Raw genomic sequence first — 15,642 nt, forward strand, 5'->3', positions numbered from 1 at the left:
TGCAGAAAAGGTGTAGAAAAATAAAATGCAACACGTTAAGTGTGACGAAACAATCCTGAAAACGGTGAAGCGCAACACGGACGTAACAAATTTACGGTATCTTGGATGAACTTGTTGCGCTTGTGAAACGATTTCGGAACGGGAAATTTTGATTTTTTTGCATTTTCTCTCAAAAAATCGACAGAAACCCCTTGACGAAGAGATGCTCTTGTGATACTTTTGTTGCACAAGAGTAACACATTTGAAACGGAAGAGTTGCAAATGCGTTGCAGTACGCATTCACATGAATGCAAAAAAGCTTTTATATACAAAAGCTTACGGAGGATGTCTTATGAAACTCGAGATGCGAACCCTGAAAAATATCGCAGCAGCAGCTATGACTTTGGCTGTGGTTTTTGGTGCTGCATCTCTCAAGCCCGTTACTGCAAACGCAGCTGAGGCTTCGGTTTCTGCCTCCATCGAAGAAGAAAATTCCTACATCAGCTTTCAGGACGAAGCTTATCAGAACGAGTTCCTGCGCCGCGTAAACAACGAGCGCGCAAAGGCTGGCCTGAAGCCGGTCCAGCTGGGCGACAGCAGCCATAACAATGCGGCTCAGGAGCGCGCTAAGGAACTGGCCTCTTCTTATTCCTACGTTCGTCCCAATGGCCAGCGCGATTTTACCATCTTCGCAGAGAATGGCATCGAAGATGTGTCGATTGGTGAGGACTACATGGCGGGCGTTTCCACCCCCGATGCAGCGGTAGATCAGTGGATGAACATTGATTTTACCCGTGAGCGCATCCTGAACGCAGACGCGACCACCATGAGCGTGGGCCACTACGAAGGCGGCGTTTACAACAACTACTGGGTGCTGATCTTCTCTTGCCCCGAAAACTCTTACGCCAGCAACTACCGTCAGGAAGTTCTGAATCTGGTCAATGCCGAGCGTGCAAAGTACGGCCTGCAGCCCCTGGTCATGGGCGATGCAAAGCTCACCGCAGCTGCTCAGCAGCGCGCCGAAGAGATCGCAACCGTCAATTCTCACGTTCGTCCCAATGGTACCAAGTGGTACACTGTTCTCAGCGAGTACGGCGTGACGGATGCCGCTGCTGGCGAGAATGCCGCATGGGGCAGCGTTTCTCCTGAAGAAGTCGTGAATGCATGGATGAACTCCGAAGGCCATCGCGCAAACATTCTGAATCCCGAAGCTCGTGCAATGGGCGTTGGCTACTACTACAACAGCTCCAGCACTTGGGGCCATCAGTGGATCCAGCTCTTTACGAAGTGATCATCTGCTTTCTTCTAACAAAAGATCGGCTGAGCTGCAAGGCTTGGCCGATTTTTTGTTGCGCTTTTTTCTGGCAGAGGACATGCGGGCAGCAGTACCGGGAGCTGGCCTTGACACAAAAACGTATGCGGCAGTGGTTGCACAACGGACGATTTATGTTATACTTGTTTTGAATAACATGCAGGAGGAACCACAGTGGAGGATTACCGCACCATCCATGGCACGGCCACAGGAGAATACGAAGAAAAGAAGAGCCGCTTCATTGCGGCGCTGTCATTTGCGGACAGCGAGGAAGCTGCCGTTGCATTTCTGGAACAGGTGCGTGCGGCCAACCGCACCGCCCGCCACAATGTGTATGCGTACCGCCTGCGGGAAGGCAACCGGGAACGCTATTCAGATGATGGTGAACCGGCCAAGACGGCGGGCACACCAGCGCTGGAGGTGCTGCAGCACAGCGGCCTGACGGATCTGATCGTGGTGGTGACCCGTTACTTTGGCGGTGTGCTGCTGGGCACCGGCGGCTTGGTGCGTGCATACACAACGGCTACGGCCCGTGCACTGGAAAATGCCGAGGTGGTCACGGTGCGCAGCGTGGTGGAGCTGAGCGTGACGGTGGATTACTCCCTTTATGAGCGTGCATCGCTGCTGATTGATGCGGCGGGAGCAAAACAGGCCGCGCCGCAGTTCACGGATCGCGTGACCCTGTGCTGGCAGATGCCGGAACACACCGAAGGCCCGCTGCTGGAACAGCTGCGGGAGCTGACGCGCGGCAGCGCGCAGGTGACGGTATCCGACCCGTTCTACGCACCGTTCTGAACCCGGCAGCGGCAAAAATAAAAAAGCAAGCATTATTTTGCGAACCGACAGGCTTTTTCCCCCTTCGACAAAGCGGGTGTGCTACAATTGCCGCAGACGCAGCAATTGGGATCGGCTGTGCCGAAACAGAGAGGGGGAATGGCGACAAAAAGGGAGGGCGACTTTGTATGGATGTACGTCAGCGCACAGAAGAGATCGAACATATGACCTTCGCGCCGTGGGCTACCTTCAGCGACCAGAGCCGCGGCCGCATGCTGCCGGAAGAGCAGGACCCGATCCGGCCGGTGTTCCAGCGTGACCGTGACCGGGTGCTGCACTGCAAGGCGTTCCGACGGCTCAAACAAAAGACGCAGGTGTTCCTCTCGCCGGAGGGAGACCTGTACCGCACCCGACTGACCCATACGCTGGAGGTCTCGCAGATCGCGCGGACCATTGCCCGCGCCCTGCGGCTGAACGAAGATCTGACCGAAGCGATCAGCCTTGCCCATGATCTGGGCCACACGCCGTTTGGCCATGCCGGGGAGCGCGCGCTGAATGAGCTGTGCCCGGACGGCTTCAAGCACTACATGCAGAGCCTGCGTGTGGTGGACAAGCTGGAAAAGGACGGCCGGGGCCTGAACCTGACGTGGGAGGTGCGCAACGGCATCGTGACCCACACAAAGGGCACCTGGGCGGCAACGCCGGAAGGGCGCATCGTGCGCATGGCGGATCAGATCGCCTATGTGAACCATGACATTGAGGACGCGGTGCGCGCCGGTGTGCTGGACCCAGCCACCCTGCCGAAGGACTGCACCGCCGTGCTGGGCCAGACAAAATCTGCCCGCATCACCACCATGATCAACAGTATCCTTGCCAACAGCGATGGGGATGTGAAGGTGGGCGCAGAGGAAAACGAAGCCTTCCTTGCGCTGCGGGATTTCATGTACGCCACCGTGTACGTGGACAAGACCGCCAAGCGGGAAGAGCAGAAGGTGGACAAGGTGATCGGGGAACTGTACGATTACTACCTGAACCATGTGGACCGGATGTCCAATTTTTACATCCAGCTGGCTTATCAGGAGGGCAGAGAACGCGCAGTGACTGATTACATCAGTGGCATGAGCGATGAATTTGCCATCCGCACTTTTGAGGAATTGTTTGTGCCCCGGAAGTGGCATGTCCTATAAATCCGAAAGGTCGTTTGAAAGATCCATGATCCCACACGAATACATTGAAGAACTGACCCGCCGCACCGACATTGTGGAGCTGGTGGGCAGCTATGTGCAGCTCAAGCGCAAGGGACGTTTGTATGGCGGCCTGTGCCCCTTTCACAGCGAAAAAACGCCCTCATTCTACGTCTACCCGGACACCCAGAGCTTTTACTGCTTTGGCTGCGGCGCAGGCGGCGATGCCATTACCTTTACGAAAAAGATCAACAGCATCGATTACCCGGAGGCCGTTAAGTTGCTGGCAGCGCGGGCCGGTATGCCGGAGCCGCAGGAGGACGACAAAACAGGCCGGATGCGCAGCCGCATCCTCTCCATGAACAAGGAGGCGGCACGGTTTTTCCACGCCTGCCTGAACTCCACCGTGGAGGAAGCCCGGCAGGCCCGTGCCTACTGGCGGCGGCGCGGTCTGGACGACAAGACGATCGTCCGGTTCGGGCTGGGCTATGCGCCCAACGACGGACAGGCGCTGTATCAGTTCCTGCGCGATAAGGGCTACAATCAGCAGGAGCTGGATGCCAGCGGCCTGTTCAAGCGCAGTGCGTCCGGCCGCATCTACTGCCTGTTCTGGAAGCGGGTGATGACCCCCATCTTTGACCTGCGCGGCAACATCATTGCGTTTGGTGGGCGCGTGCTGGACGATTCCAAACCGAAATATGTCAACAGCCCGGAAACGCTGGTGTACCACAAATCAGAGACGGTGTTTGCGCTGCAGATCGCAAAGCGCAGCGCGGTGCGCCGGTTCGTGCTGTGCGAGGGCTACATGGACGTGATCAGTATGCATCAGGCAGGCATCGACACAGCAGTGTGCGCCTGCGGCACGGCCCTGACCCCGGAGCAGGTGCGGCTCATCAGCGAGTATGCTGACGAGGTGATCCTGAGCTACGATTCGGACGAAGCAGGCCAGAAGGCCACGCTGCGCTCGCTGGAACTGTTCCGCAACAGTCCGGTAAAGGTGGGTGTGCTGCAGATCCCCGGTGCAAAGGACCCGGACGAGTACATCAAAAAGTATGGCGCAGAGCGATTCAAAGCCCTGCTGGACGGTGTGGGCAATGCACTGGACTTCCGGCTGGGCCGTCTGCGCAGCCAGTATGATCTGGCACAGGATGCCCAGCGGCTGGAATACGTGAAGGAAGCTGTGAATATGCTGGCAGAGCGCTCCAACCCTACCGAGCAGGAAGTGTATGCGGGGCGTCTGGCTGAGGAGACCAACATCTCCAAAACAGCTATCATGACCCAGCTGGAGACCGCCGTGAAGAGGGCGGGCAGCAAGCACCGCTGGGAGAAAAAGCAGCAGGCGCTCAAGTCCGGTGAGATGAATCAGATCAACGTGCCGTACAGTGCGGGTGGCAGTCAGGCGTTGGGCATTGCCAGCGCACAGCAGCGGCTGTTGGCGGCCATGCTGCGGGAGCCGCACTATATCGATCTGGTGCAGGGGCAGCTGACCGCAGAACAGTTCGTGCTGCCGCAGCAGAAGGAGCTGTTTGAAGCCATGCTGCGCTGCCGACAGGAGGGCATTGAGATCAGCCTGACCACGCTGCGCGCTTTTGTAAGCGAAGAAGCGCTGAATGAACTGAGCCATCTTGCGGCACAATACAGCGATGTGAATTGTACGCCGGATGATATCCGGCTGTATCTGGACCGCATTGCCCGGGGGATGCCCATGGCAGGCAAGGCGGCGCATATGTCCAATGAGGAACTGAGTGATTACCTCCAGTCGATGCGCGAAAAGAAGCAGGGAAATGTGCCTGTAGAAGAATGATCCCCCGCTTTCCCCTCCGGCTGGAGCAGGAGAGGAAAGGAGCAGGAACCATGCAGAAATTGTCGCAAACGGAGGAATTGGCCAGAACACTGGCCGCGCGGGCACGCCACCATGCCCTGACACCGGAGCAGATCAGCCGTGCCATGGACGAACAGGATTACGATGTGGCGCAGCTGGACGAGCTGTATACGGCACTGGAGGACCGCGGCGTGCACCTGACCGAAGAGGAAGCGGACCTGCCTGCGTTGGATGAAACGCAGATCGGCAGGCTGGAACATGAGCTTTCGGCAGAGGGGGTGGCGCTGGACGACCCGGTAAAGGCCTATTTGAAGGAGATCGGCCGGGTGCCGCTTCTGACGGCAGAGCAGGAAACGGAGCTTGCCCGTGCCGCGCAGGCCGGGGACGAGGATGCCCGGCGGAAGCTCAGCGAAGCGAACCTGCGGCTGGTGGTGTCGGTGGCAAAGCGCTATGCAGGGCGGGGCCTGCCGTTTCTGGATCTCATTCAGGAAGGCAATCTCGGTCTGATGAAGGCGGCGGAAAAGTTTGAGCCGGAGCGCGGCTTCAAATTTTCCACCTATGCCACGTGGTGGATCCGTCAGTCCATCACCCGCGCCATTGCGGATCAGGGGAGGACCATCCGCATCCCGGTGCACCTTGTGGAGAGCATCAACAGGGTCAAAAAGACGACGGGTGACCTGCTGCGGAAAAATGGCCGGGAGCCTACCGCGGAAGAGATCGCTGTTCAGCTGGACTTGGAGCCGGACCGTGTGCGGGAATTGCTGCAGCTGGCGCAGGACCCCATCAGCTTGGAAACGCCGGTGGGCGAGGAAGAGGATGCCCACCTTGAAGATTTTATTCAGGACGAGGATGCAGGCGTCCCGGTGGATGAAGCCGGGCGGCAGCTGCTGCGGCGGGAACTGTTCAGCGTGCTCAAAAGCCTGACACCGAGGGAAGAGCGGGTGATCGCACTGCGCTTCGGGCTGGAGGATGGCCGGGCGCACACGCTGGAAGAGCTGGGTAAGGAGTTCAATGTGACCCGGGAGCGGGTGCGGCAGATCGAAGCCAAGGCCCTGCGCAAGCTGCGGCATCCCAGCCGTGCAAAACGCCTGCGGGATTATCTGGATGAGTGAACGATTATAATTGCCGCCGCTTGCGCTCTGGCAATATTAGAGAAAACATTATTTTTATATTTGCAGCTCAGAAAAGCCTGCGAGCTTTTCTGAGCTGCTTTTTCACAAAAAAGGGCCGCAAGGGAAAGCGGACATATCCGACTGTAAAAGTAATACGCCAAAACACAAGGGCAAAGATAGACAAATTGCACAAGGGGATTATGAACAGGAACGTGCAAAATAAAAAAATCAAGCCCTAAAACAGCAAAACACAACACGCTGCCGGGCGTGCGAAAATGAAAGAAAAAATAAATTTGTTTTGGCAAAAATCTGAAAAATGGCTTGACAGCAAGGCTTTTAGGGTGTATACTGCATTAGTATCACATAATGGACTAGTGCGCCAAAAAGGGGAATACGCAGGCGGCGGCTGGACGGGTCAAACCGAAAAGTTTGTGAAAAACGCCGAAAGGTTCCCTTCGACGCGGGTCGAATTATGTGTGTCTGCTCAAATTTGACCCGTGTATACGACATCCCGTAGAGTATAAAAGTAAGGAGTGGTTGATTTTATGATGAAAGTCAAGCCCGTAAAGCTCGGCAAAACCGAGCGCATGAGCTTCTCCCACATCGACGAAGTCATCAGTATGCCGAACCTGATCGAGGTCCAGAAGAACTCTTATCAGTGGTTCCTGGACGAGGGCCTGAAAGAGGTCTTCCACGATATCGGCACCATTGAGGACTACACCGGCAATCTGGCACTGAGCTTTGTGGACTTCCGCCTGGATAAGGAGCCGAAGTACAGCATCAAGGAGTGCAAGGAGCGCGACGTGACCTATGCAGCACCCCTGCGCGTCACCGCCCGTCTGCTGAACAAGGAGACCGGCGAAGTGAAGGATCAGGAGATCTTCATGGGCGATTTCCCGCTGATGACCGATGCCGGCACCTTTGTGATCAACGGTGCAGAGCGTGCGATCGTCAGCCAGCTGGTGCGTTCTCCTGGCGTGTTCTACGGCGATGCCAAGGACAAGGTGGGCAACGACCTGTACAGCGCCACCATGAACCCCAACCGCGGTGCATGGCTGGAGTACGAGACCGATGCTTCCGATGTGTTCTATGTCCGTATCGATAAGAACCGCAAGCTGCCTGTCACCGTGCTGTGCCGTGCACTGGGCCTGTCCACCAACGAGGACATCCTGAACTTCTTTGGCGACGATGAGCGCATCCTCGCTACTCTGGAAAAGGATACCACCAAGAATCAGGAAGAGGGCCTGCTGGAAGTCTACCGCAAGCTGCGCCCCGGCGAGCCTCCCACGGTGGAGTCTGCTACCAGCCAGATCAACATGCTGTTCTTCGACCCGCGCCGTTATGATCTGTCTCGTTTCGGCCGCTATAAGATGAACAAGAAGCTGTCTCTGGCCCGCCGCATCACCGGTCAGGTGGCTGCTGAGAATGTGGTCGCTCCGCTGACCGGCGAGATCCTGATCGAGGCTGGTGCCAAGATCACCCGCGAGCTGGCTGAGAAGGCTGACAATGCCGGTGTGAATCTGGTCGTGCTGAAGCTCGACGATCCCATGAAGGAAGAGAGCCGGAAAGTCAAGGTCATCACCAACGGCTGTGTGGATGCACAGGGCTTCTTCTCCTTCGACGTGAAGGAGTGCGGCATCAACGAGCGCTGCTCCTTCGATGAGATCAAGAAGATCCTCGACACCACCTCTGATGTGGAAGAGCAGAAGGAGATGCTGCGCCGCAACCACGACCAGCTGATCGGCCGCACCGTTACGGTCGCCGATATTCTGGCTTCCATCAACTACCTGAACGGTCTGGGCCACAATATTGGCACCACCGATGATATCGACCATCTGGGCAACCGCCGCATCCGCAGCGTGGGCGAGCTGCTGCAGAACCAGTTCCGCATCGGCTTCTCCCGCATGGAGCGCGTCATCCGTGAGCGCATGACCCTGCAGAGCCAGGATCAGAGCGTCATCACCCCGCAGGCCCTCATCAACATCCGTCCGGTGGTGGCAGCCATCAAGGAGTTCTTCGGTTCTTCTCCGCTGTCCCAGTTCATGGATCAGAACAACCCGCTGGCTGAGCTGACCCACAAGCGCCGCCTGTCTGCTCTGGGCCCCGGCGGTCTGAGCCGTGACCGCGCAGGTTTCGAGGTCCGCGACGTTCACTACAGCCACTACGGCCGTATGTGCCCCATCGAGACTCCTGAAGGCCCCAACATCGGTCTGATCTCCTATCTGGCATCTTACGCCAAGATCAACGAGTACGGCTTCGTGGAAGCTCCGTACCGCAAGGTCAAGAAGATCTATGACGAGAACGGCAACCTGAAGGAACAGGTCGTCACCGACGAGGTCGAGTATATGACCGCTGACGTCGAGGACGAGTACGTTGTGGCACAGGCCAACGAGCCGCTGGATGAGGGCAAGCACTTCATCCGTCCCCGTGTGTCTGCCCGCCGCCGCGACGAGATCCTTGAAATTGATGCAGAGAAAGTCGATTACATGGACGTTTCTCCGCGAATGATGGTCTCTGTTGCTACCGCCTGCATCCCCTTCCTGGAGAACGATGACTGTAACCGTGCTCTGATGGGTTCCAACATGCAGCGTCAGGCAGTGCCTCTGATGGTCACCCAGCAGCCCATCGTTGCTACCGGTATGGAGTACAAGGCTGCTACCGACTCCGGCACCGCTGTTCTGGCAAAGAATGACGGTATCGTTGAGAAGATGGATGCCAACCATGTTGTTGTGCGCAACAACAAGGGCGAGCTGGAGGATTATCCTCTGGTCAAGTTCGCACGCTCCAACGCAGGCACCTGCATCAACCAGCGTCCCATCGTGGAGGTCGGCGAGAGCGTCAAGGCCGGTCAGGTGCTGGCCGACGGCCCTGCAATGCGCAACGGCGAAATTTCTCTGGGTAAGAACGCTCTGATCGGCTTCATGACCTGGGAAGGCTACAACTACGAGGATGCCGTTCTGCTGAACGAGAAGATCGTGCGCGAGGACGTGTACACCTCCATTCATATTGAAGAGTACGAGACCGAGAGCCGCGATACCAAGCTGGGACCCGAAGAGATCACCCGTGATATCCCCAACGTTTCTGAGGATGCACTGAAGGATCTGGACGAGCGCGGCATCATCCGCATCGGTGCCGAGGTCAAGAGCGGCGACATTCTGGTCGGCAAGGTCACCCCGAAGGGCGAGACCGAGCTGACCGCTGAAGAGCGCCTGCTGCGCGCCATCTTCGGCGAGAAGGCACGCGAAGTGCGTGATACTTCTCTGCGCGTGCCCCATGGTGCATACGGCATCATCGTGGATGTCAAGGTGTTCACCCCGGAGAACAGCGACGAGCTGCAGCCCGGCGTGCGCGAGGTCGTCCGCTGCTATATCGCCCAGAAGCGCAAGATCAGCGTTGGCGATAAGATGGCAGGCCGTCACGGCAACAAGGGTGTCGTTTCCCGCATTCTGCCGCAGGAGGACATGCCCTACCTGCCCGACGGCACCCCGCTGGACATCGTGCTGAACCCCCTGGGCGTGCCTTCCCGTATGAACATCGGTCAGGTGCTGGAAGTCAACCTGGGCTACGCTGCCAAGGCATGCGGCATCAAGGTCATGACTCCCGTCTTCGACTCTGCTCGTGAAAACGACATCGGCGATACCTTTGATACCGCCCGCGAGATGTGGCATGGCGAGAATGCTCCTGCATATCCCACGAAGCTCCCCAAGATCATGGGCGAGAAGGGACACATCATCGACTTCTCCAAGATCGAGCTGGACCGCGATGGCAAGACCACCGTTTACGATGGCCGCACCGGCGAAAAGTTCGATAACCGCGTTACCGTCGGTTATATGTACTACCTGAAGCTGCATCACCTGGTCGATGATAAGATCCATGCACGTTCTACCGGCCCCTACTCTCTGGTCACTCAGCAGCCTCTGGGCGGCAAGGCCCAGTTCGGCGGCCAGCGCTTTGGCGAAATGGAAGTCTGGGCACTGGAAGCTTACGGCGCTGCTTACACTCTGCAGGAGATCCTGACCGTCAAGTCCGACGACGTGGAGGGCCGTGTGAAGACCTACGAGGCTATCGTTAAGGGTGAGCCGATCCCGCAGCCCGGCATTCCCGAGTCCTTCCGCGTTATGCTGAAGGAACTGCAGTCTCTGGGTCTGGACGTTGTTGTTCAGGACAAGGACGGCAACGAGATCGACATGCGTCAGAACTTCGACGACGAAGAGACCGGCTTTGATATGCGCGATGTTGCCGGCACTGAGAACGTCGTGCAGGAGAGCGAACTGCTCAACGATTATAATATTAAGGATGCCGATGCCGGTTTCGATGATCCTTCTGTGCTGGAGGACAATAACTCCGGTGCCGAAGCTCCCGCTTCTTCTGACGAAGTAGATTTCTGATCAGACAAAGAACACAAGCCTCAAGCCCCCTGTTCCGCGTGCTGCGGCAGGGGAGAGGGGCCTGTGGTCTGAACAAGAAAGCCGCCTGTATCATCGAGACAACTAGAGATTAAGAAAGGGTTCGTTTCATGGAAAACAACGTTTTCGATTCCATCAAGATCGGCCTTGCCTCCCCGGAGCAGATCCGCAACTGGAGCTACGGCGAGGTCAAAAAGCCTGAGACCATCAACTACCGTACCCTGAAGCCGGAGCGCGACGGCTTGTACTGTGAGCGCATTTTTGGACCTACCAAGGACTGGGAGTGCCACTGCGGTAAGTATAAGCGCATCCGCTACAAGGGCAAGATCTGCGACCGCTGCGGCGTTGAAGTGACCAAGGCCAAGGTCCGCCGTGAGCGCATGGGCCACATTGAGCTGGCCGCTCCCGTCAGCCACATCTGGTACTTCAAGGGCATCCCCAGCCGCATCGGCCTGATGCTGGACATCAGCCCCCGCCTGCTGGAGAAGGTGCTGTACTTTGCAAGCTATATCGTCACTGATCCGGGCGCTACCCGTCTGGAAAAGAAGCAGCTGCTCACCGAGAGCGAGTATCGTGAGATGCGCGACCACTACGGTGATGAGTTCGAGGCTGCTATGGGCGCTGAGGCCATTCAGGATCTGCTGAAGGAGATCGATCTGGATCAGCTGAGTGAAGAGCTGACTGCCGAGGTGGAAAAGTCCTCCGGCCAGAAGCGCGTGCGCATCCTCAAGCGTCTGGAAGTAGTTGAGGCATTCCGCATTTCCGGCAACCGTCCTGAATGGATGGTCATGGATGTGCTGCCTGTTCTGCCGCCTGACCTGCGCCCCATGGTCCAGCTGGACGGCGGCCGTTTTGCCACCTCCGACCTGAACGACCTGTACCGCCGCGTGATCAACCGCAACAACCGTCTGCGCCGTCTGCTGGAGCTGGGCGCTCCCGATATCATCGTGCGCAACGAGAAGCGTATGCTGCAGGAAGCAGTGGACAGCCTGATCGACAACGGCCGCCGCGGCCGTCCGGTCACCGGCCCCAACAACCGCGCACTGAAGAGCCTTTCCGATATGCTGAAGGGCAAGCAGGGCCGCTTCCGTCAGAACCTGCTGGGCAAGCGTGTTGACTACTCCGGTCGTTCTGTTATCGTCGTCGGCCCTGAGCTGAAGATGGATCAGTGCGGTCTGCCCAAGGAAATGGCTCTGGAGCTGTTCAAGCCCTTTGTCATGAAGGATCTGGTGGAGAAGGGTATTGCCAACAACATCAAGTCCGCCCGCAAGATGGTGGAGCGCGCTAAGCCCGAAGTGTGGGACAGCCTGGAGACCGTGATCAAGGGCCACCCCGTTCTGCTGAACCGTGCACCTACCCTGCACCGTCTGGGCATTCAGGCTTTCAACCCGGTGCTGGTGGAGGGCCGTGCAATCAAGCTGCACCCGTTGGCATGTACCGCATTCAACGCCGACTTCGACGGTGACCAGATGGCAGTGCATCTGCCTCTGGGCGAGGATGCCTGCCGTGAGGCCAAGATGCTGATGCTGGCTTCCGGCAACCTGCTGAAGCCCTCTGACGGCGCACCTGTTACCGTGCCTACGCAGGATATGATCCTGGGCAGCTACTACCTGACCACCGTTCGTGAAAATGACGAGGGCGCAGGCAAGGTGTTCCGCGATGAGAACGAAGCCCTGATGGCTTATGCAGAGCACATCGTTACCCTGCACGCACCCATCAAGGTGCGCCGCACCATGACCATTGACGGCGTGGAGCGCACCGGTCTGGTGGAAGCCACCGTCGGCCGCATCATCTTCAATAACCCTGTTCCTCAGAATCTGGGTTATATCGACCGTACTGATCCCGAGCACTGGCTGGAGTACGAGGTCAGCTTCCGCGTGACCAAGAAGACTCTGCCCGACATCATTTCCCGCTGCATGACCCGCAACGGCACCCGCAAGTGTGCAAAGATGCTGGATGCCATCAAGGCGCAGGGCTACAAGTACTCCACTCTGTCTGCAATCTCCGTCGCTGTGTGCGACGCTGTGATCCCGCCGCAGAAGCAGGAACTGATCGCTGAGGCTGACCAGCAGATCGCAAAGGTCGGCAAGCTGTTCAACCGCGGCCTGATCTCCGACAACGAGCGTTACAACCAGACCATCGCCATCTGGCAGGCTACCACCGATAAGGTCTCCAAGGCTCTGGCAGACAACCTGCCCAAGGACAACGAGATCTATATGATGGCTGACTCCGGTGCTCGTGGTTCTATGAACCAGATCAAGCAGCTGGCCGGTATGCGCGGCCTGCTGGCAAACACCGCTGGCCACACCATCGAGATGCCCATTCGTGCCAACTACCGTGAAGGTCTGAATATTCTGGAATATTTCGTTTCTGCCCGTGGTGCCCGTAAGGGTCTGGCCGATACCGCTCTGCGTACCGCTGACTCCGGTTACCTGACCCGCCGCATGGTCGATGTCTCTCAGGATGTCATTGTGCGCGAGATCGACTGCGGCACCACCGACGGCCTGTGGGTGTCTGAGATCCACGAGGGCAAGGAGAAGATCGAGAGCTTCCGCGAGCGCTTGATCGGCCGCTTCGCTGTGGGCGATGTGGTCAACCCCGTCACCGGCAAGGTGATCGTGCCGGAAGGCAAGATGATCGACCTGTACGATGCAAACGAGATCGAGGCTGCTGGCATTACCAAGCTGAAGATCCGCAGCCTGCTGACCTGCCGTGCAAAGACCGGTGTCTGCGCACGCTGCTACGGTTCCGATATGGCAAACGGCGAGCCGGTCCGTCTGGGCGAGTCTGTCGGCGTTATCGCCGCAGAGTCCATCGGCGAGCCTGGTACTCAGCTGACCATGCGTACCTTCCATACCGGCGGTATCGCATCTGCTGAAGATATCACGCAGGGTCTTCCCCGTGTTGAAGAGCTGTTCGAGAGCCGCCGTCCCAAGAGCATGGCCATCATGAGCGAGATCTCTGGTGTCGTTTCTCAGGACGATACCAAGAAGAATGTCGTTATCAAGGTGACCGGCAAGGACGAGAACGGTGCCGAGGTCGTAAAGAGCTACTCCATCCCGTTCACCCAGCATTCCCGCGTGATGCCGGGTGACCGTGTGGAGAAGGGCGACATCATCACCCGTGAAGGTGTTCTGTATCCGCAGGATATTCTGGCAATCAAGGGTCTGGAGGATGTCCAGAACTACCTAATCAACGAAGTTCAGAAGGTCTACCGTCTGCAGGGCGTTGAGATCAACGATAAGCATATCGAAGTCATCGTCCGTCAGATGTGCCGCAAGGTGCGCGTGACGGATTCCGGTTCTTCCAACCTGATCGGCGGTGCACTGGCAAGCCGTCTGGAAGTGGAGAGCATCAACGCCGATCTGCAGCAGCGCATCGACGCTGGTGAAGAGGGCCTGAAGCTGGTTGAGTACCAGCAGGTGCTGCTGGGCATCACCAAGGCTGCTCTGGCAAACGACTCCTTCCTGTCCGCTGCATCCTTCCAGGAGACCACCCGCGTGCTGACCGAAGCTGCCATCAAGGGCAAGGTCGACCCGCTGGCCGGCCTGAAGGAGAACGTCATCATTGGTAAGCTGATCCCCGCAGGTACTGGTCTGCCGGAAGTCCGTGAGGATCTGAAGAACCGTGAGGCTGAGCGCGATGCTGAGATCGCTGCCGAACAGGCAGCTGCTGTACAGTAAGCAAAGCTCCTTCTTCTGAAATAAAACAATGGACCGCTCTGTGGGCATCCGCCTGCAGGGCGGTTTTTATATGCCCGGAAAAGCGGAAACAGGGGAGAAAACCGTGCGTTTTGCGTCGAAAAAATGCTGAAAGAAAAAATCTGGAATAAATGCAAAAAACTTTGCAAAAACTGTTGACATCCGCCTGTAAAGCGAGTATTATATAACTGTTGCGCATCCCTCATGGGGATAGTGCGGCAAAAAAGTCGGAAAAAGTCCGATGTGCATTATTAAGAAAGGAGAAACAAAATGCCTACTTTTAACCAGCTTGTACGCAAGGGCCGTCAGGTTCTGGCTACCAAGAGCACCGCTCCCGCACTGCTGAAGAGCTACAATTCTCAGAAGAAACAGTATTCTGATCTGAACAGCCCCCAGAAGCGTGGTGTCTGCACTGCTGTTCGTACCATGACCCCCAAGAAGCCCAACTCTGCTCTGCGTAAGGTTGCTCGTGTCCGCCTCACGAATGGTATCGAGGTCACCTCTTACATTCCCGGTATCGGCCATAACCTGCAGGAGCACTCCGTCGTGCTGATCCGTGGCGGTCGTGTTAAGGACCTGCCCGGTGTGCGTTACCACATCATCCGTGGTACCCTGGATACTCAGGGTGTGGCAGGCCGTAATCAGGCCCGCTCCAAGTACGGCGCAAAGCGTCCTAAGGCCGGTGCTGCAAAGAAGTAATTGAGGACAACCGCCATAAACGGCTTTCCATTATATAAATAACAAGTCCGCTTGCAAAGCGGAGGGCAACAGTTTATGTAAAGGTCAGCTCTTTGTGACACAACGGGAGTTTTATTACTTTCGAGTACCGATGATATCATTCTGTGAAGGAGGGAAGAAAGATGCCTAGAAGAGGTAACATTGCTAAGCGCGATGTCTTAGCTGATCCTATTTACAATTCCAAGATGGTCACTCGTCTGGTCAACAGCGTTATGCTGGATGGCAAGAAGGGCGTCGCTCAGAAGATCGTTTACGAAGCTTTCTCCATGATTCAGGAGAAGACCGGCAACGATCCTCTGGAGACTTTCGAGAAGGCGATGGAGAACATCATGCCCAGCCTCGAGTGCAAGACCCGCCGCGTTGGCGGTGCTAACTACCAGGTTCCTCTGGAAGTCAGCCCGGCTCGCCGCGAGACCCTGGGTCTGCGCTGGCTGACTGCCTACAGCCGCAGCCGTGGTGAGAAGACCATGGCTCAGCGTCTGGCTGCTGAAATCATGGATGCTGCCAACAACACTGGTAACGCCGTGAAGAAGCGTGAGGATACTCACAAGATGGCAGAGGCCAACAAGGCTTTCGCTCATTTCCGTTATTGATCTGTTCTGTAGGAGGTTAAT

General features: G+C 57.1%; 10 protein-coding genes. All 10 read left to right on the plus strand.

All coding sequences use genetic code 11. From position 1 onward, the window contains the following. Positions 1 to 331 precede the first annotated feature (331 nt). Positions 332 to 1,270, plus strand: a complete 939-nt coding sequence (locus WMO17_RS00615) for a CAP domain-containing protein (RefSeq protein WP_349137267.1) — start codon at positions 332 to 334, stop codon at positions 1,268 to 1,270. 195 nt (positions 1,271 to 1,465) lie between these two features. Beyond that, complete coding sequence (locus WMO17_RS00620) at positions 1,466 to 2,086, plus strand: IMPACT family protein (protein WP_120019711.1); 621 nt, start codon at positions 1,466 to 1,468, stop codon at positions 2,084 to 2,086. 167 nt (positions 2,087 to 2,253) lie between these two features. Continuing rightward, the gene (locus tag WMO17_RS00625; protein WP_294648420.1) at positions 2,254 to 3,252 is read left to right on the plus strand and encodes a deoxyguanosinetriphosphate triphosphohydrolase; all 999 of its coding nucleotides are present in this window, start codon (positions 2,254 to 2,256) and stop codon (positions 3,250 to 3,252) included. 25 nt (positions 3,253 to 3,277) lie between these two features. Further along, the gene (gene dnaG, locus WMO17_RS00630; RefSeq protein WP_005940187.1) at positions 3,278 to 5,053 is read left to right on the plus strand and encodes a DNA primase; all 1,776 of its coding nucleotides are present in this window, start codon (positions 3,278 to 3,280) and stop codon (positions 5,051 to 5,053) included. A gap of 50 nt (positions 5,054 to 5,103) precedes the next feature. Further along, positions 5,104 to 6,183 (plus strand): RNA polymerase sigma factor RpoD, encoded by a 1,080-nt coding sequence (rpoD, locus tag WMO17_RS00635; RefSeq protein ID WP_349137268.1) that lies wholly within the window; start codon positions 5,104 to 5,106, stop codon positions 6,181 to 6,183. A 275-nt stretch (positions 6,184 to 6,458) separates the two neighbouring features. Continuing rightward, a complete protein-coding gene (locus tag WMO17_RS00640) occupies positions 6,459 to 6,677 on the plus strand; it encodes a hypothetical protein (protein ID WP_165852548.1) in 219 nt (72 codons plus the stop codon). A gap of 51 nt (positions 6,678 to 6,728) precedes the next feature. After that, complete coding sequence (gene rpoB / locus WMO17_RS00645) at positions 6,729 to 10,571, plus strand: DNA-directed RNA polymerase subunit beta (RefSeq protein ID WP_349137269.1); 3,843 nt, start codon at positions 6,729 to 6,731, stop codon at positions 10,569 to 10,571. Positions 10,572 to 10,699: 128 nt separating this feature from the next. After that, on the plus strand, positions 10,700 to 14,272 hold the full coding sequence (rpoC, locus tag WMO17_RS00650) for a DNA-directed RNA polymerase subunit beta' (RefSeq protein WP_349137270.1): 3,573 nt from the start codon (positions 10,700 to 10,702) through the stop codon (positions 14,270 to 14,272). Between the two features lie 288 nt (positions 14,273 to 14,560). Beyond that, a complete protein-coding gene (gene rpsL, locus WMO17_RS00655; protein ID WP_005940205.1) occupies positions 14,561 to 14,989 on the plus strand; it encodes a 30S ribosomal protein S12 in 429 nt (142 codons plus the stop codon). 161 nt (positions 14,990 to 15,150) lie between these two features. Then, the gene (gene rpsG, locus WMO17_RS00660; protein ID WP_005930552.1) at positions 15,151 to 15,621 is read left to right on the plus strand and encodes a 30S ribosomal protein S7; all 471 of its coding nucleotides are present in this window, start codon (positions 15,151 to 15,153) and stop codon (positions 15,619 to 15,621) included. Positions 15,622 to 15,642: the final 21 nt, after the last annotated feature.

The organism is Faecalibacterium faecis, assembly GCF_040096475.1.
GTDB classification, from domain to species: domain Bacteria; phylum Bacillota; class Clostridia; order Oscillospirales; family Ruminococcaceae; genus Faecalibacterium; species Faecalibacterium taiwanense.

Excerpts from the sequence above, each read along its gene's own strand:
- WMO17_RS00615 (WP_349137267.1), top strand. The coding sequence starts at position 332 with ATGAAACTCGAGATGCGAACCCTGAAAAATATCGCAGCAGCAGCTATG.
- WMO17_RS00625 (WP_294648420.1), top strand. The coding sequence starts at position 2,254 with ATGGATGTACGTCAGCGCACAGAAGAGATCGAACATATGACCTTCGCG.
- dnaG (WP_005940187.1), top strand. The coding sequence starts at position 3,278 with ATGATCCCACACGAATACATTGAAGAACTGACCCGCCGCACCGACATT.
- rpoD (WP_349137268.1), top strand. The coding sequence starts at position 5,104 with ATGCAGAAATTGTCGCAAACGGAGGAATTGGCCAGAACACTGGCCGCG.
- WMO17_RS00640 (WP_165852548.1), top strand. The coding sequence starts at position 6,459 with ATGAAAGAAAAAATAAATTTGTTTTGGCAAAAATCTGAAAAATGGCTT.
- rpoB (WP_349137269.1), top strand. The coding sequence starts at position 6,729 with ATGATGAAAGTCAAGCCCGTAAAGCTCGGCAAAACCGAGCGCATGAGC.
- rpoC (WP_349137270.1), top strand. The coding sequence starts at position 10,700 with ATGGAAAACAACGTTTTCGATTCCATCAAGATCGGCCTTGCCTCCCCG.
- rpsL (WP_005940205.1), top strand. The coding sequence starts at position 14,561 with ATGCCTACTTTTAACCAGCTTGTACGCAAGGGCCGTCAGGTTCTGGCT.
- rpsG (WP_005930552.1), top strand. The coding sequence starts at position 15,151 with ATGCCTAGAAGAGGTAACATTGCTAAGCGCGATGTCTTAGCTGATCCT.